General features: G+C 66.6%; 30 protein-coding genes. 14 read left to right on the top strand and 16 right to left on the bottom strand.

What is annotated here, in order from left to right:
• Positions 1 to 16: 16 nt before the first annotated feature.
• The 9 genes from C8D95_RS02600 to C8D95_RS02560 form a co-directional block, all read right to left on the bottom strand.
• Positions 17 to 1,798: a peptidoglycan D,D-transpeptidase FtsI family protein gene (locus C8D95_RS02600; RefSeq protein ID WP_109757563.1), complete on the bottom strand. Its 1,782-nt coding sequence runs from the start codon at positions 1,796 to 1,798 to the stop codon at positions 17 to 19.
• A complete protein-coding gene (gene ftsL / locus C8D95_RS02595; RefSeq protein ID WP_109757562.1) occupies positions 1,795 to 2,118 on the bottom strand; it encodes a cell division protein FtsL in 324 nt (107 codons plus the stop codon). Before ftsL ends, C8D95_RS02600 begins: the two co-directional genes overlap by 4 nt.
• Positions 2,115 to 3,107: a 16S rRNA (cytosine(1402)-N(4))-methyltransferase RsmH gene (rsmH, locus tag C8D95_RS02590; RefSeq protein ID WP_109757561.1), complete on the bottom strand. Its 993-nt coding sequence runs from the start codon at positions 3,105 to 3,107 to the stop codon at positions 2,115 to 2,117. Before rsmH ends, ftsL begins: the two co-directional genes overlap by 4 nt.
• Before the next feature lie 2 nt (positions 3,108 to 3,109).
• Complete coding sequence (mraZ, locus tag C8D95_RS02585; RefSeq protein WP_109757560.1) at positions 3,110 to 3,610, bottom strand: division/cell wall cluster transcriptional repressor MraZ; 501 nt, start codon at positions 3,608 to 3,610, stop codon at positions 3,110 to 3,112.
• Positions 3,611 to 4,229: 619 nt separating this feature from the next.
• Positions 4,230 to 5,639, bottom strand: a complete 1,410-nt coding sequence (locus C8D95_RS02580) for a cryptochrome/photolyase family protein (RefSeq protein ID WP_109757559.1) — start codon at positions 5,637 to 5,639, stop codon at positions 4,230 to 4,232.
• Positions 5,640 to 5,696: 57 nt separating this feature from the next.
• Positions 5,697 to 6,920 carry an aminotransferase class V-fold PLP-dependent enzyme gene (locus C8D95_RS02575; protein WP_109757558.1) on the bottom strand — a complete coding sequence of 408 codons (1,224 nt, stop codon included), beginning with the start codon at positions 6,918 to 6,920 and terminating at the stop codon, positions 5,697 to 5,699.
• A gap of 32 nt (positions 6,921 to 6,952) precedes the next feature.
• A complete protein-coding gene (locus tag C8D95_RS02570) occupies positions 6,953 to 7,609 on the bottom strand; it encodes a site-2 protease family protein (RefSeq protein ID WP_109757557.1) in 657 nt (218 codons plus the stop codon).
• A gap of 188 nt (positions 7,610 to 7,797) precedes the next feature.
• Positions 7,798 to 9,432, bottom strand: coding sequence for a BCCT family transporter (locus tag C8D95_RS02565; RefSeq protein ID WP_109757556.1), 1,635 nt, complete (start codon positions 9,430 to 9,432; stop codon positions 7,798 to 7,800).
• Positions 9,433 to 9,675: 243 nt separating this feature from the next.
• On the bottom strand, positions 9,676 to 10,296 hold the full coding sequence (locus C8D95_RS02560; RefSeq protein WP_109757555.1) for a hypothetical protein: 621 nt from the start codon (positions 10,294 to 10,296) through the stop codon (positions 9,676 to 9,678).
• 196 nt (positions 10,297 to 10,492) lie between these two features.
• Here C8D95_RS02560 and rpsF point away from each other — a divergent pair, with 196 nt between their 5' ends.
• From rpsF to C8D95_RS02535, 5 genes are all read left to right on the top strand, one after another.
• On the top strand, positions 10,493 to 10,855 hold the full coding sequence (rpsF, locus tag C8D95_RS02555) for a 30S ribosomal protein S6 (protein WP_109757554.1): 363 nt from the start codon (positions 10,493 to 10,495) through the stop codon (positions 10,853 to 10,855).
• Between the two features lie 14 nt (positions 10,856 to 10,869).
• A complete protein-coding gene (rpsR, locus tag C8D95_RS02550) occupies positions 10,870 to 11,097 on the top strand; it encodes a 30S ribosomal protein S18 (RefSeq protein ID WP_109757553.1) in 228 nt (75 codons plus the stop codon).
• 11 nt (positions 11,098 to 11,108) lie between these two features.
• Positions 11,109 to 11,732: a 50S ribosomal protein L9 gene (gene rplI, locus C8D95_RS02545; RefSeq protein WP_109757552.1), complete on the top strand. Its 624-nt coding sequence runs from the start codon at positions 11,109 to 11,111 to the stop codon at positions 11,730 to 11,732.
• 123 nt (positions 11,733 to 11,855) lie between these two features.
• A complete protein-coding gene (locus tag C8D95_RS02540; RefSeq protein WP_109757551.1) occupies positions 11,856 to 12,533 on the top strand; it encodes an SOS response-associated peptidase in 678 nt (225 codons plus the stop codon).
• Between the two features lie 37 nt (positions 12,534 to 12,570).
• Complete coding sequence (locus tag C8D95_RS02535; protein ID WP_109757550.1) at positions 12,571 to 13,467, top strand: MBL fold metallo-hydrolase; 897 nt, start codon at positions 12,571 to 12,573, stop codon at positions 13,465 to 13,467.
• A gap of 13 nt (positions 13,468 to 13,480) precedes the next feature.
• On the opposite strand, the gene irrA is transcribed toward C8D95_RS02535, so the two are convergent.
• Positions 13,481 to 13,915, bottom strand: coding sequence for an iron response transcriptional regulator IrrA (irrA, locus tag C8D95_RS02530; RefSeq protein WP_241239795.1), 435 nt, complete (start codon positions 13,913 to 13,915; stop codon positions 13,481 to 13,483).
• Between the two features lie 152 nt (positions 13,916 to 14,067).
• Between irrA and fabA the strand changes: the two genes are divergently transcribed.
• The 9 genes from fabA to C8D95_RS02490 all read left to right on the top strand — a co-directional run bounded on the left by fabA (position 14,068) and on the right by C8D95_RS02490 (position 21,502).
• On the top strand, positions 14,068 to 14,577 hold the full coding sequence (gene fabA / locus C8D95_RS02525; protein ID WP_109757549.1) for a bifunctional 3-hydroxydecanoyl-ACP dehydratase/trans-2-decenoyl-ACP isomerase: 510 nt from the start codon (positions 14,068 to 14,070) through the stop codon (positions 14,575 to 14,577).
• 123 nt (positions 14,578 to 14,700) lie between these two features.
• Positions 14,701 to 14,940, top strand: a complete 240-nt coding sequence (locus tag C8D95_RS21655; protein WP_126918485.1) for a hypothetical protein — start codon at positions 14,701 to 14,703, stop codon at positions 14,938 to 14,940.
• 177 nt (positions 14,941 to 15,117) lie between these two features.
• Positions 15,118 to 16,338, top strand: coding sequence for a beta-ketoacyl-ACP synthase I (gene fabB / locus C8D95_RS02520; protein WP_109757548.1), 1,221 nt, complete (start codon positions 15,118 to 15,120; stop codon positions 16,336 to 16,338).
• A 4-nt stretch (positions 16,339 to 16,342) separates the two neighbouring features.
• Positions 16,343 to 17,131, top strand: coding sequence for an enoyl-ACP reductase FabI (locus C8D95_RS02515; protein WP_109757547.1), 789 nt, complete (start codon positions 16,343 to 16,345; stop codon positions 17,129 to 17,131).
• A gap of 76 nt (positions 17,132 to 17,207) precedes the next feature.
• A complete protein-coding gene (ppk2, locus tag C8D95_RS02510) occupies positions 17,208 to 18,110 on the top strand; it encodes a polyphosphate kinase 2 (RefSeq protein ID WP_109757546.1) in 903 nt (300 codons plus the stop codon).
• 85 nt (positions 18,111 to 18,195) lie between these two features.
• Complete coding sequence (metG, locus tag C8D95_RS02505; RefSeq protein WP_109757545.1) at positions 18,196 to 19,911, top strand: methionine--tRNA ligase; 1,716 nt, start codon at positions 18,196 to 18,198, stop codon at positions 19,909 to 19,911.
• 122 nt (positions 19,912 to 20,033) lie between these two features.
• The gene (locus tag C8D95_RS02500; RefSeq protein ID WP_126918484.1) at positions 20,034 to 20,303 is read left to right on the top strand and encodes a hypothetical protein; all 270 of its coding nucleotides are present in this window, start codon (positions 20,034 to 20,036) and stop codon (positions 20,301 to 20,303) included.
• Positions 20,304 to 20,382: 79 nt separating this feature from the next.
• The gene (locus tag C8D95_RS02495; protein WP_241239794.1) at positions 20,383 to 20,832 is read left to right on the top strand and encodes a DUF983 domain-containing protein; all 450 of its coding nucleotides are present in this window, start codon (positions 20,383 to 20,385) and stop codon (positions 20,830 to 20,832) included.
• A 13-nt stretch (positions 20,833 to 20,845) separates the two neighbouring features.
• Positions 20,846 to 21,502: an NUDIX hydrolase gene (locus C8D95_RS02490; RefSeq protein WP_109757953.1), complete on the top strand. Its 657-nt coding sequence runs from the start codon at positions 20,846 to 20,848 to the stop codon at positions 21,500 to 21,502.
• On the opposite strand, the gene C8D95_RS02485 is transcribed toward C8D95_RS02490, so the two are convergent.
• From C8D95_RS02485 to C8D95_RS02460, 6 genes are all read right to left on the bottom strand, one after another.
• Positions 21,499 to 22,389: a DMT family transporter gene (locus C8D95_RS02485; protein WP_109757542.1), complete on the bottom strand. Its 891-nt coding sequence runs from the start codon at positions 22,387 to 22,389 to the stop codon at positions 21,499 to 21,501. The two genes, C8D95_RS02490 and C8D95_RS02485, sit on opposite strands and share 4 nt — an antisense overlap.
• A 53-nt stretch (positions 22,390 to 22,442) precedes the next feature.
• Positions 22,443 to 22,949 (bottom strand): NAD(P)-binding domain-containing protein, encoded by a 507-nt coding sequence (locus tag C8D95_RS02480; protein ID WP_109757541.1) that lies wholly within the window; start codon positions 22,947 to 22,949, stop codon positions 22,443 to 22,445.
• The gene (locus tag C8D95_RS02475) at positions 22,946 to 23,467 is read right to left on the bottom strand and encodes a lipocalin family protein (RefSeq protein ID WP_109757540.1); all 522 of its coding nucleotides are present in this window, start codon (positions 23,465 to 23,467) and stop codon (positions 22,946 to 22,948) included. Before C8D95_RS02475 ends, C8D95_RS02480 begins: the two co-directional genes overlap by 4 nt.
• The gene (locus C8D95_RS02470) at positions 23,464 to 23,814 is read right to left on the bottom strand and encodes a hypothetical protein (RefSeq protein ID WP_109757539.1); all 351 of its coding nucleotides are present in this window, start codon (positions 23,812 to 23,814) and stop codon (positions 23,464 to 23,466) included. The genes C8D95_RS02475 and C8D95_RS02470 overlap by 4 nt, the downstream gene beginning before the upstream one ends.
• Before the next feature lie 72 nt (positions 23,815 to 23,886).
• Complete coding sequence (locus tag C8D95_RS02465; RefSeq protein ID WP_109757538.1) at positions 23,887 to 24,927, bottom strand: aldo/keto reductase; 1,041 nt, start codon at positions 24,925 to 24,927, stop codon at positions 23,887 to 23,889.
• Positions 24,928 to 24,997: 70 nt separating this feature from the next.
• A complete protein-coding gene (locus C8D95_RS02460; RefSeq protein WP_109757537.1) occupies positions 24,998 to 25,429 on the bottom strand; it encodes a DsrE family protein in 432 nt (143 codons plus the stop codon).
• Positions 25,430 to 25,534 lie beyond the last annotated feature (105 nt).

The raw sequence follows: 25,534 nt of genomic DNA, 5'->3' as shown, positions 1-25,534 counted from the left end.
CGGTTCGTGCCCCGCTTCAGTTCCGCGCCAGTGTTACACCCTCGACCGCCGAAGGTTCAACGCCAGGCGCCAACCCCAGGAGAGGAGCCGCCCGCCGGATCACTTCGGCCGCCACGGGAACCGCGGTCCATCCGGCCGTCCGGCGTGGCTCCGATCCACTGGTCTCGACAGGCTCGTCGAGCGTGACGACGAGCACGTAGCGCGGGTCGTCGGCCGGGAAGACCCCGGCGAAGGTGGCGATCACCTTGTCCTCGTAGTATCCGCCCTGCGGCTTCGGCTTGTCGGCCGTCCCGGTCTTGCCCGCGACGCGGTAGCCCGGAACCTCGGCCAGGGTCGCCGTGCCGCGCTGGACCACCTGACGGAGGAATTCACGCATCTGCTGCGAGGTGTTCTCGCTGACGACCTGCCTGCCCCGGACCGGGGCCTCCTGTATCAAGAGTGTGGGTTTCACCTCGTGTCCGCCGTTCAGAAGCGACGCATAGGCGGTCGCCAGGTGCAGCGGCGAGGCGGACATGCCGTGCCCGTAAGAAATCGTCATCGCGTGGATTTCGGACCAGGTCTTCGGAAGCAGCGGTTTGGCGCCCGGAGCCTCGATCAACTCCACCTGCGTCGGCGAGAACAGGCCGAGACGCCCGAGGAAATCCTGCTGCCTCTCCGGACCGATCATCATGGCGATCCGCGCCGTACCGATGTTGGACGATTCAACGATCACGTCCTCGACCGTAAGCGCAGGACCGTGGTCGTAGAGATCGTGGATACGGTGGCGGCCCCATGTCAGCGGGCCCTTGGTGTCGATCCAGGTGCTGCGGCTGACGAGCCGTTCCTCGATGGCTTGCGCGGCGGCGAAGACCTTGAAGGTGGAGCCGAGTTCGTAGACGCCCTGCACCGCACGATTGAACAGCGGGCTTTCCGCCGGGTCGCCCTTGACGAGAGGGCGCGGACGGTCGTTCGGGTCGAAGTCGGGCAGGCTCGCCATCGCGAGGATCTCGCCGTTCTGTGCGTCCATGAGGATCGCCGCCGCGCCCTTGGCGTTCATCAGCCGCATCCCGCCCGCCAGAACGCGCTCGACTGCCGCCTGCACTGTCAGGTCGAGCGAGAGGCGCAGAGGCACGTCGCCCCGTCCCGGGTCGCTCAGCGTCTCGTCCATCGCGCGTTCGATTCCCGCCACGCCGATCAGCTCGGCCGAGGTGACGCCTTCGCGGCCGAATCCCGCCCCTCCCAGGATGTGGGCCGCGAGATGACCATTCGGGTAGAGCCGCATCTCACGCGGACCGAACAGAAGCCCGGGATCGCCGATATCGAAGACGGCCTGCTGCTGCTCGGGGCTGATGCGCCGCTTGATCCAGATGAATTTGCGCTTGCCCGTGAACAGCTTGACCAGCTTGTCGGCATCGAGGTCGGGAAAGATCGCGGCCAGCTCGTGCGCCGACCGCTCGGGGTCGATCATCTGCGGCGGCTGCGCATAAAGCGAATGCGTGGTCAGGTTGGTGGCCAGGATCCGCCCGTTGCGGTCGGTGATGTCTGCGCGCGCCGCCACGATCTGCGCGCCGCTCGCCAGCGCCCGGGGCTCGGCGGGGTCGGACGCGGCAAGGACCGACATCTTCATGCCGACCATGAAGAAGGCGCAGAGGAAGACGATGCCCAAAACCAGAAGTCGCCCTTCGGCCCGCTGACGTTGTTCGTCGCGGTCGGCTTCGTGACGCGCCGCAAGGTTGGCGCGTTCGATGGCGTCCGGGTTTTCGCCGGCGCGGCGGGCGGCAAGGATGCGCGCGAGGGGGCGCAGCGGCGTCCGGGTCATTGGTCGTCCCTCTGCATCACGTCCTGCACGTTGGTGACGGGATAGGCGATCTCGTCGATCCTGCCGAAATGCTCCGGGCGCAGCGGCAGCAGGCCGAGACGGTCGAAGTTCATGTCGGCCAGGTCGGCGAGCCGGTCGGGACGGTTCAGATAGGCCCACTCGGCGCGCAGGACACTGGCACGCTCACGCAGGTCGGCGATCTCGGTGCGCAGGTCACGCACCTCTCGCAGGCGCGCCTGGGTCTCGTAGTTCTGGCGATAGGCCCAGACGGCCAGGGCCATGACGAAACACGCGGTCAGGATCGAGATGAGCGATCTCATGCGGCCCTCACCAGTTTGGGCAGCCCGAGCTTGCGGCGGTCGACACGCCCTGCCGGGGCGTCGGTGCGCCGGCCGACGCGCAGCTTCGCGGAGCGGGCGCGGGGATTGCGCGCGGTCTCGGCCGACGTCGGCGCGATGGCCTTGTTGCGGGCCTCGAAGCGGGGGGCTTCGACCTCGGTCTCAGGCAAATGCCGGCTGACACCGCCTGCCGTGCCGGCGCGCTCCTGGAAGAAGCGCTTCATGACCCTGTCCTCCAGCGAATGGAAGCTGACGACCGCAAGCCAACCGCCTGCGACAAGGGCGCGCTCGGCCGCTTCGAGGCCATCCACGAGCTGGCCGAATTCGTCGTTCACCGCGATCCTCAGCGCCTGAAACGTGCGCGTGGCCGGGTGGCTCTGCCCAGGTTTTGGTCGCGGCAGGACGGCTTCCACGACCCGCACGAGGGCACCGGTCGTGGCAATCGGCGCGTCCTGCCGCGCTTTCACGATGGCCCGCGCGATGGCACGAGACGCCCGCTCTTCGCCATAGTGATAGAGAATGTCCGCCAGGTCTTCTTCGCGCGCGGAAGCTACGATGTCGGCGGCACTTGGCCCCTCCTGGCTCATCCGCATGTCGAGAGGACCGTCGGACATGAACGAAAACCCACGCTCGGGCGTATCGATCTGCATCGACGACACCCCGAGGTCGAGGACGACGCCATCCAGAGGCTCGCCTGCATGGTCGTCGAGGTCGGAGAAGGTGCCTTCGACGAGGCGGAGCCGGTCGCCGTACTCTGCAGCCCAGTCGTCCGCCAGTCGAAACGCCAGCGGATCGCGGTCGACGCCGATCACCCGGTCCGCTCCCGCAGCGAGAAGTCCGCGCGCGTATCCGCCCGCCCCGAAGGTCCCGTCGAGCCAGACGCCCCGGATCGGCGCGCAGGCCTCGAGGATGGCGTCGAGCATGACTGGAATATGCGGGGGGTCGGCGGGGGCGCGGGCAGCGGCGGCCATGATCAGTTTGGCCCCGCCCTGTCGAGAAGCATCCAGACGTCCGCGCCCGGCGGCAGCGGTTCCAAAGCCTCTTCGACCTCGGCGTCCTGCGCCTCGAAGGTCTCGGGCTTCCAGATCTGGAAGGTGTCGCCCATGGCGATGAAATAGGCCTCGCCGTCGATGCCGATCTTCTGGCGCAGTTTCGCGGGAAGCACGATGCGGCCCGTTTCGTCTACCGACGCCGGCAGGGATTGTCCGTTGAACAGCTTTTCCAGCTTCTTCCTCGCGGGGGCGCCACGCGGAAGGCGCCCGATCTGTTCGTCCACATCGTTGGCCGAGTCGATGGTGAAGCATTCCAGGTAATCGCGGCTCTCGTCGCCGTAGACGATGACGAGTTCGGGAGCCTTGCCGTCGGACCAGTTCGGGTCGCAGTCTTCGAGGACACGGCGGAATGAAGCCGGGATCGACACCCTGCCCTTCGCGTCCACCTTCTGGACGCTTTCGCCTCTGAACCTTCGAACCACTGTCCCGCGGCCCCTTTTTCAGCCCCCTAAAAATGCGGAACGGCGGATCGGACTGCTGCCACTGTCCAATCCGCCGCCCTCGTCCCGTTTCCGGGTTTCTCCAGCTGCGCGCGCCACCTGGGGGGATGTCTGCTCGCTCGCGCGCCGGATCTCTGTGTTGGATGAAGCGGGAGCCTGTATGAAACCTGCTCTTTTTTGGTTCTGCCTGGGGTCGTTTGCTGCCCCATTCGCTGTCCCGCGTCATCCGGTGAACATTAAGTGCCATGGGAATTCGTGGTACGCAACAAAAAATTTGGGAACTCATGGAGCTACGTCTCGTTGCTTATGTCGCGCGCCTCCACATATTGTATCCATATCTGGATTTTTAGCTTCCTATAAACTAAATATAGATGTGCCAGGGAGTACCATTTTTTCCCATGAGAGCTAGAGCGGATGCGATCCGAGGCGGTTTCAGCCGAGAAAATCACCCGAATCCGGGTCCGATAAATCCGAATCCGAGTCGTTTCCCATGCCGGACCATCTCACGTGGACGGGAAGCGTCGGCAGTCGACCGCACACCTTGCGGGCCGCGCGCCTTACGACCCGGTCCTGTCTGATCCAGGCAGGACGGAGCAAACCGTCAGAAGTTGCGTTTCTCGTAGGCCGCAAGCGCCCGAGCCCTGCCCTCGTCCAGTGCGACGACGGGCTCAGGGTAGGCATCGCCGGGCGACATGCCCCACCGCTTCGGGATCGAGTCGAAATAGGACAGCGCCGTTTCGGTCGGCGCGTCGCGCCCTTCGGCGATCCAGCGGTCTCGATAGACGCCCTTGGGATCGAAGCGGTCGGCCTGCGTCTGGGGATTGAAGATGCGGAAGTAGGGCGCCGCGTCAGGTCCCGATCCGGCCGTCCATTGCCAGCCGAGCGCATTGGACGCCGGATCCCAGTCGCAAAGGCAGTGCTCGAACCAGCGCTGCCCGATCCGCCAGTGTGCCATCAGATGCTTGGTCAGATAGCTGGCTACGATCATCCGCGCCCGGTTGTGCATCCGCCCCGTCACGAACATCTCGCGCATCGCGGCATCCACGAAGGCCACACCCGTGCGCCCCTGCGTCCAGGCCGTCACCTCGGCGCGCCGCTCGTCCTCGTTCCAGGGAAAGCTGTCCCACCCCTCGCGCCAGTTGGCGCTTACGAGGCGGGGTGTGTGCCATACGAGGTGATAGCCGAACTCGCGCCAGGCCAGCTCCTTCAGGAAGGTCTCGGCGCCCGCCCTGCCGTCATCGACCGCTTGCATCCCCGCGTGCCAGCAGGCGCGTGGCGAAATCTCGCCCCAGGCGAGGTTCTCGGACAGGCCCGATGTCCCATCCTCGGCCACGACGTCGCGGCTCTCTTTGTAGCCGTCCAGCCGATGCACGACGAAAGCGTCGAGACGGGACGCCGCGCGATCCTCGCCGACGGTCAGGTGCGGCTCGACGACGTCCGCACCACGACGCATCGGTCCCGCGAGGTTCCAGTCCTCCAGCGTCTCGCTCTCCGGCCAGCGGACGGGCACGGCGAAATCCGGGCGGGGAAGCTGCCGGCCCACGTCGCGGTCGCGGACCGACCGCCAGAACGGCGAGTAGACCTTGTAGTAGCCGCCCCCGCCGGTCTCGACGGTCCATGGCTCGAAGAGAACGTGGCCGGGGAGGCTCGCGGCGTCGATCCCCTGCTCGTCCAGCGCCGCTTTCACGCCCCTGTCGCGCGCGACCTGATCCGGGTCATAGGCCCTGCTCCACCGAACCGCCGCCGCTCCGGTCTCGCGGCAGAGCCCGGACAGGACGTCCGCCGCCGGCCCACGCCGCAGGATCAGCCGCGATCCCGCCGCTTCGAGCGTCCGCGCCAGATGCGCGACGCCGAGGCCGAACCGCCACAGAGGGCAGGCGCCGTACTCTTGAAAAACCTCGTCCAGGATGAAGACCGGCAGGACCGGGCCCAGTCTCGCGGCGTCGGTCAGTGCCGCGTTGTCGCCCAGCCGAAGATCCTTCCGGACCCACCAGATCGCCGGTGCCGCCATGTCCCCTAAGTCCCCTTTTCCCGCTGGACCTAGACGCGGACGCCCCCCGGTCAATCCTCAGAGGACATGGTCCAGCGCCGCGATCAGGCGGGCGACCTCTTCGCTCGTCGTGTAGTGCGTGAAGCTCACCCTCAGGACGCCGTGTCCGGGATCGATGCCGAGCGCCTTGAGCGGACGAACGGCATAGAAATCGCCCCCGCCCGCGCCGATGTCATGCCGCGCCAGTTCGGCGGCCAGCGCCGCGCCGGGCCGATCGCAATGGATCGCCACCGTCGGCGCCCGCGCTTCGGCCTCTCCCGGCCCAAGAAGCCGGACGTCGTTGCGGTCCGAAAGGAAATCGAGAAGTGGTTCGAGCAGCGCCGTTTCGCGCCGCCGCATCGCGTCATGTACCCTGGCCGCCCGCTCCCTGGGTGTTCCGTGCGATCCGCCGAGCGACGCGTGGAGGCGGTCGATATAGTCCGCCATGCCGGCGCAGGCCGCGATCTGCGCATGGTCCGGTCCCGCCGGCGTGAACCGCTTGTAAAGCGCGTCGCCGTTGAACCAATGCCCCTGGTTCGGCAATGCCTCCCCCAGGGCGCGGCGGACCACCATCAGCCCCTGGTGCGGACCATAGGTCTTGTAGGCCGAGAACAGGTAGATGTCCGCGCCAAGCGCGCCGACGTCCGGGAACCCGTGCGGCGCGTAGCTTACGCCATCGACGCAGGCCACAGCCCCGGCGGCGTGTGCAAGTCGCACGATGGCCGCGACGTCGTTGACCTCGCCCACGACATTCGAGCAATGCGGGAATGCCAGGAGTCTCGCACCGTCCAACAAAGGTTCGAGCTTGGCCGGATCGAGATGACCCGTCGCCGGATCCATCTTCCATTCCCGCACCTCGAAGCCGTCTTCGGCCAGCCGCCGCCACGCGCCCGAATTGGCCTCGTGATCCTGGTCGGTGACGACGATCGCGGCGCCTTCGGGCAGCCAGCGCCTGAAGGCCTGCGCGAGCACGTAGGTGTTCTGCGAGGTCGACGGACCGAAGCTGAGTTCGTCCGTCTCGACGCCCAGCATCGCCGCAAGTCGAATCCGGGCCTGGTCCATTTCCTCGCCGCCCACGCGGCTCGCGTCGAAGGGCCCGTAGGGTTGCACCTTGCGCTCGCGGTAGAAGCGCGCAAGCCGCTCGGTCACGAAGCGGCAGGGATAGGAGCCACCCGCGTTCTCGAAGAAGGCAAGCTCCTGCAACGAAGGTTCGTCGAAGGCGGGGAACTGGGCGCGAACGAAGTCGATGTCGAGGTCGGTCATGGGCGCGAGACAACGCGCCCGCCCGTCCGAGGTCAAGCCCGCCGCTGTCTCAGCATCTCCCAGTGAAGGCGGACCGAAGGGATGAAGAACAGCGCGGCCCCCGTCGCAAGGTAGAAGGACACCATCGCCGGCAGCCAGAGGATCGCCACGAAAAGGCCGACCGAGCCGCTGACGAGGATCGCGGCCTCGGACGGCAGGACGCGCAACAGCGCAAGCTGAAACAGCTTGCCCCCGTCGAGAGGGTGAACCGGGATCATGTTCATCACGAAGAGAAACCCGTTCACCCAGGCGACGGTCTGGAACACCCACCGGATCTCCGGGTCGCCGATGTGCGGCCACGTCAGCCCTGCCAGCGCCCAAAGGGCAAGGTTCACGAGCGGCCCCATCGCCACGATCAGCTCGGTTTCGTACCGGGTGGCCGACCGCGTCTGCTGGCAGAACCCGCCGCCGCCGTAGAGCACGATCCTCTCGACGGGGACGCCCTGGACCAGCGCGCCCCAGGCGTGTCCCAGTTCGTGCAGGAAGATCGACCCCAGAAGGATCGCCGTGAACATCACGTCGAACGCCAGGTCGCGGGACGTACCGCCGAAGTCGATGAAGATCAGCGGCAGAAGCAGGATCGTCACGCCGATCTGCACGGGCACGCCCCAGGGGCCGCGGAACTCGAAGAGAGGATTGTCTCTGAACATTCGTCGCCTCTGCACCAGACCGTCCCGAAACTGGACGGCGAGTGGGGCGAAAACGTGGGACGCAGAGGGCGCGGGGGCGGCAATCGCGCAGCATCTGTTGCCTTCGGGCGAACGGCGCGTTTCCGTCGTGGGGACAGAGGCTGTCGCGGCGGGACCGGCGGCGCGTCTGGCGCGCCGCCGGTTCGATGTTATCGGGGCTCGGCCCGCAGGCCCTTGATGATGGCCCAGCACATCACAAGGAGGACGACCGTGAACGGCAGCCCGGTCGTGATGACCATGGCCTGAAGCGCCGCGAGGCCTCCACCGAGAAGGAGGACGATCGCCACGGCCCCTTCGAAGATGCACCAGAAGACCCTCTGCGGGACCGGCGCGTCGATCTTTCCGCCCGCCGTGATGGTGTCGATGACAAGCGACCCCGAGTCCGAAGACGTCACGAAGAACACCACGACGAGGATGATCCCGATGAACGAGGTGATCGAGGCCAGCGGCAGCGCATCCAGCATCCGGAACAGCTGCAGTTCGAGCGCCGCGTCCTGAGCGCCCGTATAGCCGTCCTGCACGACCTGGGTGATCGCCGTACCGCCGAAGACGCTCATCCAGAACACGCAGACGAGGCTGGGGATCAGAAGGACGCAGATCAGGAATTCGCGCACGCTCCGCCCCCGGCTGACGCGGGCGATGAACATGCCCACGAACGGTGACCAGGAAATCCACCAGGCCCAGTAGAACGCCGTCCAGCCCTGGCTGAAGTTCAGGTCCTCGCGACCGAAGGGGTTCGCCAGCGCGGGCAGGTATTCGACATAGGCAAAGAGGCTGGACGCGAACCCCGTCACGATCGCCACCGTCGGTCCGACAATCAGGACGAACAGCAGCAGAAGGGCGGCGAGGCCCATGTTGATCTCGGACAGGACCTTCACGCCGCCGTCGAGACCGCGCAGGACCGAGATCAGCGCAACCGCCGTGATGATCGAGATCAGGACGACTTCTGTCGTGGGCCCTGTGGGAACTCCGAACAGCTCGTTCAGGCCGGCGTTGGCCTGCGTCGCCCCGAAGCCGAGCGACGTCGCCAGGCCGAAGAGCGTGGCGAAGACCGCGAGGATATCGATGATGTGGCCGGTCCAGCCCCAGACCCTCTCGCCGAAGATCGGGTAGAAGGCCGAGCGGATCGTCAGCGGCAGGCCCTTGTTGTAGGTGAAAAGCGCCAGCGCCAGCGCCACGATGGCATAGATCGCCCAAGGGTGCAGACCCCAGTGGAAGATGGTCGCCGCCATGCCAAGCCGCGCAGCCTCGGCCGCGTCGCCCTCGGCCCCGCCGAGCGGCGCCCAGTCCGAACGCACCCCGCCCTCTCCCGCGACGCCGCCGAGCGAGGTCGAGAAGTGGCTGAGCGGTTCGGAGACGCCATAGAACATCAGCCCGATGCCCATGCCTGCCGCGAAGAGCATCGCGAACCAGCCGATGTAGGTATAGTCGGGGGTGGCCTCCTTGCCGCCGATCCTCACGCCGCCCCAGGGGCTGACGATCAGAAAGAGGCAAAACACCACGAAGATGTCAGCCGCGGCGAGGAAGAACCAGTCGAAGGTCGCCGTGGTGGCGGGCCGGAGCCAGCCGAAGAATTCCGCGGACTGCTCGGGCAGAGCGAGCGCGTAGAACACGAAGAACACGATGGTCAGCCCCGATACGAGGAAGACCGGGTTGTGGATGTCGAAGCCGAAAGGCCCGAGAGAGCCTTCGACGTTGCTTTGTCCGATGCGATAGTCCGTGTCGATGATCTCGACCGGCCCCTCGGGCTCGGGTATGCCCTGGTTTGCCGTCTGGTCGGTCATGGTCGTCCTCCCTTCCGCGTTTTTGTGATTCGCACGCTGTGGTGACGCTCGAAGAGGAGCACGGTGCGAAAGCCTGCGGTCGTTGCCGCTGTCCGATTGGCGATGCTGACGCGCGCATCACGCCGCGCAGGGACCGCAAGGCGGTCTCTGGTCGTGCAGCCTAGGGACGGTCGGGCGTCCCGGGTACCGCACAAGCGGCGATTTCGTGCCGAAAACGACAGGTGTGGCCCGTTCGCGACGCTCTCAGGCGGTCTTTGCGGTCATCGAGGGGCGGCGCGCCGCGGCGGCCATCTTCGCCGCCAGCCGTTCGGCCGGGGGCGTGACATAGGTGTCCATGCGGGCGCGGATTTCGCGGATCTCGGGCTCGGTGCCGGTCGCCAGCCGCAGCGGCTTCGTCCCGTCGATCAGGTAGATCAGGCAATGGCAGTCGCCCGACGAGATGGACCGGGTGATGCCGACGCCGATGATCTGGTCGAGGTCGACTGTCGCAAGGACCTGACCCCGCCCCCGCGGATTGCGCGAGACAAAGCGGACCTCGTGCCTCAGACGGTCGACCTGCACCTCGGGACGGAAGCCGCGGGGTGACACCGACAGGCAAAGCCCCCCCAACACGCCCAGGACGCAGGTCAGGACCAGCTTCATGGTCAGCGCATCGCCCATGTAGATCGAGCCAGGCAGCAGCCACTGGGCGAAGGCGGCGAGAAGGAATGCCAATCCGAGGAACGTCAGCGACCATTCGACCAGCAGGTCGAGCGGCTTTTCCTGCATGTCCGCCGGGCGCAGCCTGAAACCCCAAGGCATCTCGATCTGCGCCAGAAGGGGCGTTTCGACGACATCGTCGCTTATTCGGCTGATCCTGTTCATCCCGCTTCGTCTGTGTCCCGTCCAGCCCCGATAGCCAGCAAAAGAGGCAACAATGAGACGCCTTGTATAAAGCCCGGTGGCGTGTATAAGCCCCCGGTCCGCCGCCGATCGTTTGACCGGCGCACCCTCTCGTGGACGGGAGCGGCGGATATCATGCCCGTCCTATGAAGTGCGCCCTGACAGAACTGGAGAAGACATGCCGCTTTACGAGCATGTGATGATCGCGCGTCAGGATCTTTCCAACACGCAGGCCGAAGGCCTCATCGAACATTTCGGCACGGTTCTCGCGGACAACGGCGGCAAGGTCGTCGAGAGCGAGTACTGGGGCGTCAAGACGATGGCCTACAAGATCAACAAGAACCGCAAGGGCCACTATGCCCTCATGCGCTCGGACGCGCCCGCGCCCGCCGTGCAGGAGATGGAGCGTCTCATGCGCCTGCACGAGGACGTCATGCGCGTCCTGACCGTGAAGGTCGACGAGCACGAGGAAGGCCCCAGCGCGCAGATGCGCAAGTCCGACGAACGCGAAGGCCGGGATGGCCGCCGCGAGCGCCGCTGAGAAGGAACTAGATCATGGCCGCAAAACCGTTTTTCCGCCGCCGCAAGGTCTGCCCGTTCTCGGGCGACGACGCGCCGAAGATCGACTACAAGGACACGAAGCTCCTGCAGCGCTACATTTCCGAGCGCGGCAAGATCGTCCCGTCCCGCATCACCGCCGTGTCGGCGAAGAAGCAGCGTGAACTGGCCCGCGCCATCAAGCGCGCCCGCTTCCTCGCCCTTCTGCCGTACACCGTGAAGTAAGGAGAGCACCCATGCAGGTTATCCTTCTCGAACGCGTGGCCAAGCTGGGCCAGATGGGCGAAGTCGTTTCCGTCAAGGACGGCTACGCCCGCAACTATCTTCTGCCGCAGAAGAAGGCCCTCTGGGCCTCGGAAACGAACATCAAGGCGTTCGAAGCCGACAAGGCCCAGCTCGAGGCGCGCAACCTCGAGACCAAGAAAGAGGCCGACTCGATGGCCGCCCGTCTCGACGGCCAGCAGTTCGTCCTCATCCGGCAGGCGTCCGATGGCGGCGCGCTCTATGGTTCGGTCACCACTCGTGACGCCGCCGACGCGGCGGCCGAGGCCGGCTTCACCATCGAGCGCCGGCAGGTCAACATCACGACCCCGATCAAGGAACTCGGCATCCACAAGGTTGGCATCACGCTGCACCCGGAAGTCGAAGCGACGATCGAACTGAACGTCGCGCGCTCGCCCGAAGAGGCCGAGCTTCAGTCCAAGGGCATCAACATCGCCGAGCAGGCGGCCGAGGAAGAGGCGCAAGCCGACGCCGAGATCGCCGAGCTGTTCGACGAGATCGGTGCCGCCGAGATGGACGAGCAGGACCGCGACGACCGCCGCCCGCGCGACGAGCGCGAGACGGACGACGACGCCTGAGACCGTCCGGAACAGAACGCGAAGGGCCGCCCTCGGGCGGCCTTTTGTTTTTATAGGCCGGCACGGGGCGCTTCGGCCTCCTCACGCCTTTCCGCCCTTGAAGTTGCCTTGTAGGCTGGCCCCATGTGCGGACGCTTTGCCATCACCCTGCCCGACGACGCCATGGCACAGCTTTTCGACGCCGTGCCGGCGAACGATCTGCCGCAAATCCCGAACTACAACGTCTGCCCCACGAACACCGTCCACACCGTCACCTCGGCCGACGGCCACCGCAGGCTCAGGCCGATGCGCTGGGGCTTCCTGCCGCACTGGTACAAGACGACCAGCGATGGCCCCCTCCTCATCAACGCCCGCGCCGAGACGATCGCCGAGAAGCCCGCCTTTCGCGCCGCCTGCCGCGAGCGGCGCTGCCTGATCCCGGCCTCGGGTTTCTACGAATGGACCAAGGACGAGGCCGGCAACCGCCTGCCCTGGTTCATCCATCCGGCCGAGGACGACCTCATCGCCTTCGCCGGCGTCTGGCAGGACTGGGAGCGCGGCGACGAGGCCTATACGACCTGCGCCATCGTCACGACCGAGGCGAATGCCCCGATGTCGCGCATCCACCACCGGATGCCCGTCGTCCTCGCCCGCGACGACTGGGCCAAGTGGCTGGGCGAGGACGGCAAGGGGGCTGCCAACCTGATGATTCCCGCTCCCGACGAGGCGCTGGCCTTCCACCGCGTCGATCCGCGCGTGAATTCGAACCGGGCGTCCGGTTCCGACCTCGTGGAGCCGCTGAGGGAACCCAACCCATCCTGACGCATTCCATTACCCGAATGTGATAAGGAGAGACGCCATGCCCCCGTCCCGCACCAATTCCTCGGCCGGTCCCGGATCGCCCGACGTCTTCGGTTTCTACGACGAGGACACCGGCAGCGTGCAATATCTCGTGGCCTGTCCCGCGACCCGGAAGGCCGCGACAATCGACGTGGTGCAGGGCTTCGATCCCCGCAGCGCCGCCACCGACGTCGACGCGGCCCGACACATCCTGCGGTTTGCCGAAAGCGAGGGCCTCGAGATCGAGTGGGTCCTCGACACCCACCCCCACGCCGATCACGCCATGGCCTCGGCATGGCTCGCCGCCGAGACAGGCGCACCGAACGCCATCGGCGAGAAGGTGGTCGAGATCGCCCGCCTCTGGCGCGACCTCTACAACCTGCCCGACGCCTTCGATCCGACACGCGATTTCGCACGCCTTTTCGCGGACGGCGACACCTTCGCCATCGGCACCCTGCCCGTCCGCGTGATGCTTTCGCCCGGCCATACGCTCGGCTCGATCACCTATGTCGTGGGCGACGATGCGGCCTTCGTGCATGACACCTTGATGCAGCCCGACGTGGGCACTACGCGCGCCGATTTCCCCGGCGGATCGGCCGAGGACCTGTGGGATTCCCTTCAGAAGATCCTCGCGCTGCCCGACGAGACGCGCCTCTTCGTCGGCCATGACTACGGGACAGGGGATAGGGCGCCTCAATGGGAGGCAACCGTGCGCGAACACCGCCGGCATAACGCGCACATCGGCGGCGGCGTGACGAAATCGGAATTCATCGAGACGCGTCAGGCGCGGGACAGGACGCTACCCCTGCCCGACAGGATGCTGCACGTCCTCCAGATGAACCTCCGCGCCGGAAAGGCTCCTCCGGCGGAGGGTGATGGTCACAGCTACCTGAGGATTCCGCTCAACCGGTTCTAGGGCTCGCGCAGGCTCAGGTACGGCGCAGCCGGATGACCACGTCGACCTTGGCGATCTCGGCGCCCTTGGGGGCCTGCGGCAGCCGCGCGATCTCCAGCTCCTCGGCCGGGGCGTCGACGAGGCGCGCATCCTCTTCCCAGTAGAAATGCGGATGATCGTCGGTGCGGGTGTCGAAATAGCTCTTCGAGCCGTCGACGGTGATCTCCTGCACCAGCCCCGCATCGCAGAAGGCGCGCAACGTGTTGTAGACGGTTGCGAGCGACACCGCGTCGCCGTGGTCCTGCGCGGCGGCATGAAGACCCTCGGCGGTGACGTGGCGCGGCTTGCCGTCGCCGATCAGCAACTCGGCCAGCGCCACGCGCTGACGCGTCGGACGCAACCCGGCCCGTCCCAGCCAGTCGGCGGAACGTTCCTTCGGTTTGCGGTTCAGGCGCATCGGGTCGGTCATCGCCTCCATATAATAAGCCTGAAGCCTCCGGTTCAATGCGTTTCCGCGCGAAGTCGCGGACATCCCGGGGATTTGTCTCCCCTTGCGCCACATTCGACCCCCCTGCTATGGGGCGTGCGACAGAACGGCAACAATACCGGAACGGAGCGCGCATGGCCGATTTCCCCACCTGCTTCGACAAGGACGCGCTGCTCGCCTGCGCGCGTGGAGAGCTCTTCGGTCCCGGCAACGCCCAGCTTCCCGCCCCGCCCATGCTGATGATGGACCGCATCACCGAAATCAGCGGAGACGGCGGCGAACACGGCAAGGGTCATGTCGTGGCCGAGTTCGACATCACCCCCGACCTCTGGTTCTTCGAGTGCCACTTCCCCGGCAACCCGATCATGCCGGGCTGCCTCGGGCTCGACGGCCTGTGGCAGCTTACCGGCTTCAACCTCGGCTGGCGGGGCTGGCAGGGGCGCGGATACGCGCTCGGCGTGGGCGAGGTGAAACTGACCGGCATGGTGCGGCCCGACCGCAAGATGCTGACCTACAAGGTCGATTTCACCAAGGCGATCCAGACCCGCCGCCTGACCATGGGCGTCGCCGACGGCATCGTCGAAGCGGACGGCGACGTCATCTACGTGGTGAAGGACATGAAGGTGGCGTTGAGCGAGACCTGAGCCCGACCAAGTCGTGGTGGCTTGACCGATAGGAAGCTGGCGTGTGTAACGTTGGCGGTCGGTGCCAGGTCAACGGCATCCTTTGTAGGCCGACTTGGGCGGTCGGTCCGTCAGGATCTAGCAGTGAACCTCTTAGAACTTCGCGAACGTCTCACCGGCCTGGGGATCCATCCGGACTCATACTCAATTGGATCATTCGATGACGATCGGCCTGCATTGCTGACGTTCGGAGGAAAATGGATCGTGTCAGTCTCTGAGCGTGGCGAATTCGGCGATTACCGCACGTTTGCTTCTGAAAGCGAAGCATGTGCATACTTCCTGCAGCAGATGGATGCGAAGACATTCCAACCAAAGATTGAGTGATGTCGTCGCGAGTTGGACCACCTGCGCGCCACCACGTCGTTCGTCATCCATCTCGCCCAGCACAATTCCAAATGATCCGCCCCACGCCGACCTAAGGCCAGCCACCGCCCCCTAACCGCTTGCCCCTCCGGCCCCGCCCGTCCTACATAGGCCCCGGGCGAAGAACGGGAGAGCAGCATGCGTCGCGTCGTCATCACCGGGATGGGCATCGTCAGCCCCATCGGCAACAACGTGGCCGAGGTCGAGGCCAGCCTCCGTGCGGGCCGGTCGGGCATATCCTTCCAACCCGAGTACGCCGAGAAGGGCTTTCGCAGCCAGATCGCGGGCGTTCCCGACATCGTGCTCGAGGATCATATCGACAAGCGCCAGATGCGCTTCATGGGTCCGACCGCCGCCTATGCCTACCTCGCCATGCAGCAAGCCATCGCCGACTCGGGGCTCGAGGAGACGGACATCTCGAACGAGATGACCGGCCTCGTCGCCGGCTCGGGAGGTCCGTCCACATCGAACTTCTTCGAAGCCCACCAAGCGGTGATCCAGAAAGGCGCGCCCAAGCGGATGGGACCGTTCATGGTCACGCGCTGCATGTCGTCAACCGTCTCGGCCTGCCTCGCTACGCCGTTCAGGATCAAGGGCATCAACTACTCCATCACCTCGGCCTGCTCGACCACGCTTCACTGCATGGGCAACGGGACCGAGCAGATCCAGATGGGCAAGCAGGACATCGTCTTCGCGGGCGGGGGCGAAGAGGTCGACTGGACCCTCTCCTGCCTGTTCGACGCGATGGGTGCCATGTCGTCCAAGTACAACGACACCCCCACCGAGGCCGCCCGCGCCTTCGACGAAAGCCGCGACGGCTTCGTGATCGGCGGCGGCGGCGGCATGGTGGTTCTCGAGGAACTGGAGCACGCCAAGGCGCGCGGCGCCAAGATCTACGCCGAGGTCACGGGCTACGGCGCCACCTCCGACGGCTACGACATGGTCGCGCCGTCTGGCGAGGGCGGCGAACGGTCGATGCGAATTGCCGCCTCGACGCTCGGCGATCGCACCGTGGATTACATCAACGCCCACGGCACCTCGACGCCCGTGGGCGACGTGACCGAGGTCGAGGCCGTGCGCCGCGTCTTCGGACAGGATCACGCGCCGATCTCGTCGACCAAGTCGATGACCGGGCATTCGCTCGGCGCCGCGGGCGTCCACGAGGCGATCTATTCGCTCATCATGATGGAAAAGGGCTTCATGGCGCCGTCGATCAACGTGCGCACCCTCGACCCCGCGATCCGCCCCGAAGAGATCGTGACGAAGACGACCGAGGCCGAACTCGACACGGTCATCTCGAACAGCTTCGGCTTCGGCGGCACCAACGCCACCGTTGCCATGTCCAAATACCACGGGTGATGCCATGGCCGACCTGATGACGGGCAAACGCGGACTGGTGATGGGGGTCGCGAACGATCACTCCATCGCCTGGGGCATCGCGAAGGCGCTACACGCCGAAGGCGCCGAACTCGCCTTCACCTATCAGGGCGAAGCCTTCGGCAAGCGCGTCGAACCTCTCGCGGCCAGTGTCGGATCCGACATCCTGATCGACGTCGACGTGACCGACGACGCCTCTCTCGACGAAGCCTTCAACGAGATCGCCGTGAAGTGGGGCAAGCTCGACTTTCTCGTCCACTCCATCGCCTTTTCGGACAAGAACGAACTCACCGGGCGCTTCATCGACACCAGCCGCCGGAACTTCCAGAACTCGCTGACCATCTCGTGCTACTCGCTGGTCGAGGTCGCCCGCCGCGCGCGTCCGCTGATGACCGAGGGCGGCACGATCCTGACGCTGACCTACATGGGCTCGAACCGCGTCCAGCCGAACTACAACGTCATGGGCGTCGCCAAGGCCGCGCTGGAAAGTGCCGTGCGCTATCTCGCCAACGACCTCGGGCCCGAAGGCATCCGCGTCAACGCAATCTCGCCCGGCCCGATGAAGACGCTGGCGGGGGCCGCCATCGGCGGCGCGCGCAAGACCTTCAAGACGACCGAGGCCAACGCGCCCCTCCGCAAGAACGCCACGCTCGAGGCGATCGGCGGCACCGCGGTCTATCTCTGCTCGGACTACGGCGCCTGCACCACCGGGGAGATCGTCCGCGTCGACGGCGGCTTCCATGTGCTGGGCATGATGCAGCCGGAAAGCTCCTGACGCCCGGTTGATCCGGGTCAACGCCTGACGGCTTGCAACCCTTTAGACTTCGCGCGTCAACCGAAAGGAGCGCGCGATGGACGGAACGGCGACCCAGACGAAGACCGAACCAGTGCAGGTGCCCGCCACCCTGCCCGGCCCAGTCTTCGAGAACGACGTCTATCCCTACGAGGACAGGCTCGACCTCAAGACCTACGAGGACGAGAAGGCCCGCCTCCAGGCCGAACTCCTGAAGGTCCAGATTTGGGCGCAGGAAACAGGCCAGAAGTTCATCGTGATCTTCGAGGGCCGCGACGCCGCCGGGAAGGGCGGCACGATCAAGCGGTTCATGGAGCACCTGAACCCGCGCCAGGCCCGCGTCGTCGCGCTGAACAAGCCCTCCGAGGAGGAGAAAGGCCAGTGGTTCTTCCAGCGCTACCTGACACACCTGCCGACGGCCGGCGAAATGGTCTTCTACGACCGCTCATGGTACAACCGCGCGGGCGTCGAGCGCGTGATGGGGTTCTGCGAACCCTCCGAGTACCTCGAATTCATGCGCCAGACCCCGGACCTCGAGAGGATGCTCGTCCGATCCGGCATCCGCCTGTACAAGTACTGGTTCTCGGTCACCCGGGACGAGCAGCGCCGCCGCTTCGCCTCGCGTGAGACCGATCCCCTCAAGCGCTGGAAGCTGTCGCCCATCGACAAGGCGTCGCTCGACCGGTGGGACGACTATACCGAGGCGAAGGAGGCGATGCTGTTCTATACCGATACCGCCGACGCCCCCTGGACCATCGTGAAGTCCGACGACAAGAAACGCGCCCGGCTGAACTGCATGAGGCACTTCCTGTCCTCGCTCGACTATCCCGGGAAGGACCTGAAGGTGGCCATGCCGCCCGACCCGCGCATCGTGGGGCGCGCGGACCATGTCCTGCACAAGACCGACCATATCCTGGCTACCGCGCTGCATCCCGATACCCGCAAGGCGCAAAGGACCTGAGCAGCCGAGGGGCTCAGCCCCCATTCCCGGGGGTGACGTCCGCGCGCGCCCAAGGTAAAGGACACTCCGCATCACGGAGTGACCCATGGCCCGCATCCTCATCACCAGCGCCATTCCCTACATCAACGGGATCAAGCACCTGGGGAACCTGGTCGGCTCGCAGCTGCCCGCCGACCTCTATGCGCGCTACATGCGCGCCCGCGACCACGAGGTGCTGTTCCTCTGCGCCACCGACGAGCACGGCACGCCGGCCGAGCTTGCCGCCGCCAAGGCCGGGATGCCTGTCGCCGACTACTGCGCCGAGATGCACGAGGTGCAAACCAGGCTCTCGGACGGCTTCCGTCTGTCCTTCGACAAGTTCGGCCGCTCCTCCTCGCCCCAGAACCATCTGCTGACCCAGCACTTCGCCGGCAAGCTGGCCGAGAACGGGCTGATCTCCGAGGTGTCGGAGAAACAGATGTACTCGAATGCCGACGGCCGCTTCCTGCCCGACCGCTATATCGAAGGCACCTGCCCCAACTGCGGATACGACCGCGCGCGGGGCGACCAGTGCGAGAACTGCACCAAGCAGCTCGACCCGACCGACCTGATCGAGCCACGCTCGGCCATTTCCGGTTCGACCGACCTCGAGGTGCGCGAGACGAAGCACCTCTACCTCAAGCAGCGGTCCCTGCGCGGCCAGTTGTCGGAGTGGATCGACTCGAAGACCGACTGGCCTGTCCTGACGACTTCCATCGCGAGGAAATGGCTCAACGACGGCGACGGCCTCCAGGATCGCGGGATCACCCGCGACCTCGACTGGGGCATCCCGGTGAAGAAAGGCGCCGAGGACTGGCCCGGCATGGAAGGCAAGGTCTTCTACGTCTGGTTCGACGCCCCCATCGAATACATCGCCTGCGCCAAGGAATGGTCCGACGCGCGCGGTGCGCCCGACGCCGAGTGGGAGCGCTGGTGGCGCACGGACAAGGGTGCCGACGACGTCCGCTATGTCCAGTTCATGGGCAAGGACAACGTCCCGTTCCACACGCTGTCGTTCCCGGCGACGATCATCGGCTCTGGAGAGCCGTGGAAGCTGGTCGACTACATCAAGTCGTTCAACTACCTCAACTACGACGGCGGCCAGTTCTCGACCTCGCAGGGGCGTGGCGTCTTCATGGACCAGGCCCTGTCGATCCTGCCCGCCGACTACTGGCGCTGGTGGCTTCTGTCGCATGCGCCCGAGAATTCGGACGCGGAATTCACCTGGGAGAATTTCCAGGCCAGCGTGAACAAGGATTTGGCCGACGTCCTCGGCAACTTCGTCAGCCGCGTCACCAAGTTCTGCCGCTCGAAGTTCGGTGAGGAAGTCCCGTCAGGCGGCGACTGGGGCGCCGAGGAAGACGCCCTCATCGCGCGCCTATCCGAAGGCGTCGCGCGCTACGAAGCGGCGATGGAGGCGATCGAGGTCCGCAAGGCCGCGGGCGAGTTGCGCGCGATCTGGGTCGCGGGCAACGAATACCTCCAGTCCGCCGCACCCTGGTCGGTCTTCAAGGACGACCCCGACCGCGCCGCCGCGCAGGTCCGCCTCGCCCTGAACCTGATCCGCGTCTACGCAGTCCTGTCGGCGCCCTTCATCCCCGACGCCGCAGGGTCGATGCTTTCGGCGATGAACACGCTCGATACCGACTGGCCGTCCGACATGCGCGCCGCGCTGACCGCTCTGCCGCCCGGCCACGCCTTCACCGTGCCCGAGGTGCTCTTCAAGAAGATCGCGGACGAAGAGCGCGAAGACTGGCAGACCGGCTTTGCGGGGCAGCGCTGACCCTTTTGCGGCACGACCGAGGCAGGTTCCCTTGGGTAAGTCCACCATGACGTCAAAAAATCGGCCCTTTGGTCTGCCAAGCCTCCCGTGCGAACGGGAACCTGTCGGAACGAGGGATGTCGATGCCACGAACGGTGATTCTCTGCGCCGCCTGCGCGGTGCGCGTCGTGCCGCCTCGCCGCGCGATGCCCGAGCACGAGGTGACCTGCCCGTCGTGCAAGGCGACGGACAGCCTCGCCCGGGTCCTCTCCGACGCCCGCAGCCATGCCACGCACCTCGCCAAGCGCGAATACGACCGGCGGATGGCCGAGGCGGGACGCGAGTTGACCTACCGCACTCCCACGCGGGTCCCGGAGAGGAGCCTTCGCTGGATCACGGGCACCCTGCCCTAGGCGGCGGGGCCGCGACATCCCGACGCAAGGGCGTTTCATCGGCTTTCGGGAGGCCCCATGTCAGGCCACTCTCCCGGCCATGACGAAAGCGGACCCGATGTTCGACCAGTATACCGATCCGCAGGACGGAACAGCCGTCGCTGCGACCGAAACCGCCGACGGCGCGCCCGACCGGCCGCTGCGTCCGGCTCTCTTCCGCGGCTGGCGTCGGCGGTGCCCGAATTGCGGCAAGGGCCCATTGATGAAGTCCTACCTCAAGATCCGCGACAATTGCCCGGTCTGTGGACAGGACCTGCACCACCACCGCGCCGACGACGGCCCCGCCTACCTGACGATCCTGATCGTCGGCCACATCATGGCGCCGGCGATCATCTGGGCGTTCACCACCTTCCGGCCCGAACCGATGGTCCTGGCCTCGACCTTCACCGTCGGCTGCGTGGCTCTGTCCCTCTACCTTCTGCCGCGCCTCAAGGGGGCGATCGTGGGCTTCCAGTGGGCCAAGAGGATGCACGGGTTTGGCGCAGCCTGACCCCATCCCCTCGATGGCGATCCGCGACGCGGCGACCGTCATCCTCGTCCGCGACCCCGCGACCTCGCCCCGCGTGCTGATGGGGCAGAGGGGCGCCACCGCCGCCTTCATGCCCGACAAGTTCGTGTTTCCGGGCGGTGCGGTCGATGCGGGAGACGCAACCGTCCCCCTTGCCGCCGGACCGGGGGAGGTCTGCCGGGCGCGCCTTGCCGGCGAGACGACGGGCGCCACGCCGGACCAGCTGGCCGCGGCCGCAGTTCGCGAGTTGTGGGAGGAGACGGGACAATGCCTCGGCCGCCCCGGCGAATGGTCCGACGCCCCCGACGACTGGAGCGGGTTCGCCGAGCGCGGCCTCGTCCCCGACGCCAGTCCCCTGTCGTTCTTCTTCCGCGCCCTGACGCCTCCCGGCCGGTCGCGCCGCTTCGACGCGCGCTTCTTCATCGCCGACGCGGCCGCCCTCGCCACTGATCCCGACGACTTCTCGCGGGCCGAGGATGAACTCATCCACCTGTCGTGGGTCCCTCTCGGCGAGGTCCGCGCGCTGAACCTGCCGTTCATCACGCGCGTCGTCCTCGCCGAACTCGCGCAGCACCTGCCCTCGACCGCCGCACCCGCTCGCGTGCCCTTCATCAGGAACGACGTGATCGACGGCCGCGTGATCTGGCTCTAGCCGACCAGCGCCGTGACGCCGAGGATCGACGCCGTCAGCACCGCCATCCCCAGAAGCTCGCGCGCCTTCAACGGCTCGCGGAACCAGAGCCAGCCCACCAGAAGCGAGAAGATCAGCTCGACCTGTCCAACGGCAAAGACGTAGGCCGCGTTCATCAGCGAGAAGGCCGCGAACCAGCTCCAGCTTCCCATCAGTGAGAAGACCGACACCAGCGAGGTCGTCCGCCACGCCGCCAGCGTCGCCCGGATTTGCCCCGGCTCGCGCCAGGCCAGCCAAACGCCCAGGGCGACGGTCTGCCAGAGAGCCACGACCGACAGGGTGACGCCGCCCGTCAGAACCGGATCGCCCGTGTCGAGCGCCAGGGTCGCACCCCGGTAGCACACCGCGGACAGCGCGAAGAAGACACCCGACAGAAGCCCGATCCCCGCCGCCCGGTTCAGAAGGCTTCCGCCCCCCGGTGGCCCCGACAGAAGAATGACACCGAAGAACCCGGCGGCAATGGCCGCGACGCCCGCCGCGCTCAGCCGGTCGCCCAGAAGGACAAACCCCACCAGCGCCGTCAGCATGACTTCGGTCTTCTTGAAAGTGATGCCGACCGCAAAGGCGCGCAGCCGGAAGAGGCTGACGGTGCAGATCGTGGCGAGGATCTGGAACAACCCGCCCGCCATGCCCCAGAGAAGGAAGGCGGGCGTCAGCGTCGGCCGCTCGGCCCCGGTCCAGATCCCCCAGAGCAAGGCGAGAAGGATGGCGATAGGCCATGACCACAGAAACCGCGCCCATGTGGCGGCGGCTGGACTGAGCGCTCCGCCCGTCAGCACCTTCTGCAACGCGAAGCGCAGCGTCTGCGCGGCGGCGGCGGCGATGGCGAAGAGGACCCAGGCTTCCATGAGCTACGGCCTAGCGACGGCGAGAGGAGCGTGAAACCGCAATCGGCCGGGTCTCACGCCTCGCGGCTGGCGGGAAGATCCGGCGCGGTCGCCGCGGGCGGCGCCAGGCTCAGCACGGCCGCGAGGTCCGCGACGAAAAGTGCGGCCCGCTCGCGCAGCGCGTCGTCGTTCCGGGCGCTGACGTCCATCGCCACCCCGCCCTCGACGGCGTCCGACAGACGCACCACCTGCGCCGGCCGCATCGCGCAGCCCTGAACCTCGTCCACGTCGTGAAGACGCGAGTGGACCGCGACCATCGTCTCGGGCTTCGTCTCGGCCTGCACGCGCTGAAGGACCATCCGCACGAGTTCCAGCCGGTCGGGCAGGAAGCACAGCACGACATCCGCGCGCCGCACCGTAGCCGAAATTGTCGCTTCGCGCTTCCAGGTCGGGCCGCTCAGCTTGCGCCCGGCGCGGTCGTCGGGATCGAAACCCGACACCATCCACCCCGCCGCCTGAAGCGCCTCGGCCCAGCGCATGCCCCGCGCGCCCAGTCCGACGATCGCTGCGTGGCCGCTCATTGCGCGGCCTGCGGTGTCATCCGCAGCTCGCCCAGGTCATATCCGTTGAACGCCAGGACCTCGCGCGCGGCGGTGAGCCGGTCGGGCGGGATCTGCGGGTCGCGGTTCAGGATCCACCCCGCCCGCCCCGAGGGCACTCCCACGACCGCGGTGCGATAACCCTCGTCGACCCACAGCACCCAATAATCCGCGGCCACCGGCACGCCCTGCAACCGCACTTTCAGCCGACCCGGACCGGCCACTGTCGCCGAGCCGGTGATGACCTTCGCACCGCCGTCGGTGTCGCAGGCGTTCCGCACGCTCAAGACCCCCGGACCCGCCGGCCCATAGTCGGCGCGCGTGTTGCGGCAGCCGGCCTGGAACGGCACCGGAAAGCTCGCGATCTCGTACCACGTCCCCACATAGCGGGCGGGGTCGAAGACCGCCATCGAGGTCATCGGCACCGCCGTGTCGCGGTAGGCGCCCCCGGCGCAGGCGGCCATGAGGAGGGTGAGGCAGGCAAGCAGCGTTCGTTTCATTCAATGCACATGGTCTGCGGCAGGCCCGAACCGGACAATACCTGGTGGCAGCCGTAGAACGGCTCGATGGGGGAACAGGTACGCGACCGTGCAAGGCACAGCCCGTCGCAGTCGTCGGCAGAGCGGCATGTCTTGTTGGCGTCCGGCATCGCGCGATAGCAGACGTAGGATGTCTTGGACGACGTCAGACCCCAGCGTCCGCCAGCGCGTTCGCAGTCGGTCCGCGCTCCTGCCATGACGTCCGGAATCGTGCTGTCGCCCTCGGCTGGCAACGCCCCGTCCTCCTGGCAGGCCACCAACGTCAGAACGCAGAAAAGAACCGTCGAAATGCGACGGATCGCAGACATGCCTGGCCTCCCCTGGCTCCCCCTTGTCACAACCCTAGAAAGACCGCGGCGACCGGGCAAGCCGGGCGAAGGTCAGAAGGGCATGGGGTGAGCCCGGTGTGCTTTCGAAACCTCATCCAGCACGTCCCGGCCAAGGGTGACGTCGAGCCCGGCGAGGATCCGGTCCAGTTGCTCCAGCGTCGAGGCCCCGAAGATCGGTATGGTCGGGAAGGGCCGCTGCACCGTCCAGGCCAGCGCCATGTGGACGGGATCCAGACCATGACGCGCGGCGATGTCGAGGTAGGCCGCGACCGCCCCCTCGGCCCGGTCCGACTTCCGCCCGCCAAGGTTGCCGTTGATCGCCATGCGCGATCCCTCGGGCACCTGGCCCTGGTACTTCCCCGTCAGGTAACCCGCGCCAAGGGGCGAGAACGCCAAAAGCGTCACGTCCTCCTGATAGCCGACCTCGGCCATGTCGGTGTCGTAGTGCCGGCAGAGCAGCGAATACTCGTTCTGGATCGAGGCGACCCGAGGTCCGCCCGTCGCCTCGGCCGCCTCGTTCCACCTGATCGTGCCCCAGGCGCTTTCGTTCGACAGCCCGAAGGCGCGGATCTTGCCCTCGCGCACGAGGTCGCCCAGCACCTCCATCACGGCGTGCATGTTGTCGAGGATCTCGGCCCGCGGCGGCTGCTCGCTCGGATCGAAGCCCCAGTTGCGGCGGAAGTGGTAATGCGCCCGGTTCGGCCAGTGGAACTGGTAGAGGTCGACGTAATCCGTCCTCAGCCGACGCAGAGACGCCTCCAGCGTCTCGCGTACCGTGTCCGGCCCGATCCCCCGGCCCTCGCGCAATTCCGACCTTATGCCCGCGTGCTTCGTCGCGATCACCCATCGGTCGCGCGACCCGCCCTTTGCGATCCAGTTGCCGATGATGGTCTCGGTCAGCCCCGCCGTCTCGGCACGGACCGGGTTCACGGGGTACATCTCGGCGGTGTCCATGAAGGTGATGCCGGCATCCAGCGCGCGGTCGATCTGCGCATGCGCCACGGCCTCGCCCGTCTGCGTGCCCCAGGTCATCGTGCCAAGGCAATGATCGGTGACGGCGATCTCCGTCCGCCCGAGTGTCACGGTCTTCATGCTGTCCCCGTCCGCTGTCGTTCGCGCCAAGTGCTAACGGCTGGGACGGGGATGGCAACCCTGTCCGGCGTCAGGGTCGGACGTAGGCGTAGCCCTGTTCCTGCAACTCGATCAACCGCACGACGCCCGACGGGACCACCGTGGCCTCGCTCATCAGGGGAACGGCGTGTCCGGCCTTCTTCTCCATCCCCGCGAGCGTGTTGCCGCAGGCGGCGAAGGTGATGTTCTCCATCTCCAGCGACATGGCCGAGATCCGGTCCTTCACCGGGCTCGACTCCTCGACCAGCATCTTGAGGCCGGGACCGTAGGTGACCATCTCGATGACGACCTCGTCGCCCTGCCCGGCATAATAGGCGGCGATGTTCTGGGCGTTGTTCAGCGCCATGTTCATCACCTGGGGGTCGTCCTGGTCGACGTGGATGGCGACGTGATGTGTCTGGCCCTCGGCCAATGCGCCGAAGGGCAGCAGCATCAGCACGGCGGCGGTGGCGATCGGTTTCATGGATGTCCTCCCGTTATGTCGTCCGGCCAGACTACCGGCTTTGGCCGGGCTGTCACGCATTCACGACATGGAATGGAAGAATGTGAGAATGCCACGCCCGGCCTA

Source organism: Silicimonas algicola, from assembly GCF_003148765.1.
Classification (GTDB): Bacteria; Pseudomonadota; Alphaproteobacteria; order Rhodobacterales; family Rhodobacteraceae; genus Silicimonas; species Silicimonas algicola.
This window is presented reverse-complemented; position numbering and strand designations above follow the sequence as displayed.

Coding starts and splice junctions, on each gene's coding strand:
- C8D95_RS02575 (WP_109757558.1), bottom strand. CDS start 6,920: ATGACCGACCTCGACATCGACTTCGTTCGCGCCCAGTTCCCCGCCTTC.
- C8D95_RS02560 (WP_109757555.1), bottom strand. CDS start 10,296: ATGAACAGGATCAGCCGAATAAGCGACGATGTCGTCGAAACGCCCCTT.
- C8D95_RS02580 (WP_109757559.1), bottom strand. CDS start 5,639: ATGGCGGCACCGGCGATCTGGTGGGTCCGGAAGGATCTTCGGCTGGGC.
- C8D95_RS02515 (WP_109757547.1), top strand. CDS start 16,343: ATGGCCGACCTGATGACGGGCAAACGCGGACTGGTGATGGGGGTCGCG.
- fabA (WP_109757549.1), top strand. CDS start 14,068: ATGGCCGATTTCCCCACCTGCTTCGACAAGGACGCGCTGCTCGCCTGC.
- C8D95_RS02480 (WP_109757541.1), bottom strand. CDS start 22,949: ATGAGCGGCCACGCAGCGATCGTCGGACTGGGCGCGCGGGGCATGCGC.
- C8D95_RS02485 (WP_109757542.1), bottom strand. CDS start 22,389: ATGGAAGCCTGGGTCCTCTTCGCCATCGCCGCCGCCGCCGCGCAGACG.
- ppk2 (WP_109757546.1), top strand. CDS start 17,208: ATGGACGGAACGGCGACCCAGACGAAGACCGAACCAGTGCAGGTGCCC.
- C8D95_RS02540 (WP_109757551.1), top strand. CDS start 11,856: ATGTGCGGACGCTTTGCCATCACCCTGCCCGACGACGCCATGGCACAG.
- C8D95_RS02600 (WP_109757563.1), bottom strand. CDS start 1,798: ATGACCCGGACGCCGCTGCGCCCCCTCGCGCGCATCCTTGCCGCCCGC.
- C8D95_RS02565 (WP_109757556.1), bottom strand. CDS start 9,432: ATGACCGACCAGACGGCAAACCAGGGCATACCCGAGCCCGAGGGGCCG.
- C8D95_RS02535 (WP_109757550.1), top strand. CDS start 12,571: ATGCCCCCGTCCCGCACCAATTCCTCGGCCGGTCCCGGATCGCCCGAC.
- C8D95_RS02570 (WP_109757557.1), bottom strand. CDS start 7,609: ATGTTCAGAGACAATCCTCTCTTCGAGTTCCGCGGCCCCTGGGGCGTG.
- C8D95_RS02465 (WP_109757538.1), bottom strand. CDS start 24,927: ATGAAGACCGTGACACTCGGGCGGACGGAGATCGCCGTCACCGATCAT.
- metG (WP_109757545.1), top strand. CDS start 18,196: ATGGCCCGCATCCTCATCACCAGCGCCATTCCCTACATCAACGGGATC.
- rsmH (WP_109757561.1), bottom strand. CDS start 3,107: ATGGCCGCCGCTGCCCGCGCCCCCGCCGACCCCCCGCATATTCCAGTC.
- rplI (WP_109757552.1), top strand. CDS start 11,109: ATGCAGGTTATCCTTCTCGAACGCGTGGCCAAGCTGGGCCAGATGGGC.
- rpsF (WP_109757554.1), top strand. CDS start 10,493: ATGCCGCTTTACGAGCATGTGATGATCGCGCGTCAGGATCTTTCCAAC.
- C8D95_RS02495 (WP_241239794.1), top strand. CDS start 20,383: ATGACGAAAGCGGACCCGATGTTCGACCAGTATACCGATCCGCAGGAC.
- irrA (WP_241239795.1), bottom strand. CDS start 13,915: ATGACCGACCCGATGCGCCTGAACCGCAAACCGAAGGAACGTTCCGCC.
- C8D95_RS02460 (WP_109757537.1), bottom strand. CDS start 25,429: ATGAAACCGATCGCCACCGCCGCCGTGCTGATGCTGCTGCCCTTCGGC.
- C8D95_RS02475 (WP_109757540.1), bottom strand. CDS start 23,467: ATGAAACGAACGCTGCTTGCCTGCCTCACCCTCCTCATGGCCGCCTGC.
- rpsR (WP_109757553.1), top strand. CDS start 10,870: ATGGCCGCAAAACCGTTTTTCCGCCGCCGCAAGGTCTGCCCGTTCTCG.
- C8D95_RS02470 (WP_109757539.1), bottom strand. CDS start 23,814: ATGTCTGCGATCCGTCGCATTTCGACGGTTCTTTTCTGCGTTCTGACG.
- C8D95_RS02500 (WP_126918484.1), top strand. CDS start 20,034: ATGCCACGAACGGTGATTCTCTGCGCCGCCTGCGCGGTGCGCGTCGTG.
- C8D95_RS02490 (WP_109757953.1), top strand. CDS start 20,846: ATGGCGATCCGCGACGCGGCGACCGTCATCCTCGTCCGCGACCCCGCG.
- ftsL (WP_109757562.1), bottom strand. CDS start 2,118: ATGAGATCGCTCATCTCGATCCTGACCGCGTGTTTCGTCATGGCCCTG.
- fabB (WP_109757548.1), top strand. CDS start 15,118: ATGCGTCGCGTCGTCATCACCGGGATGGGCATCGTCAGCCCCATCGGC.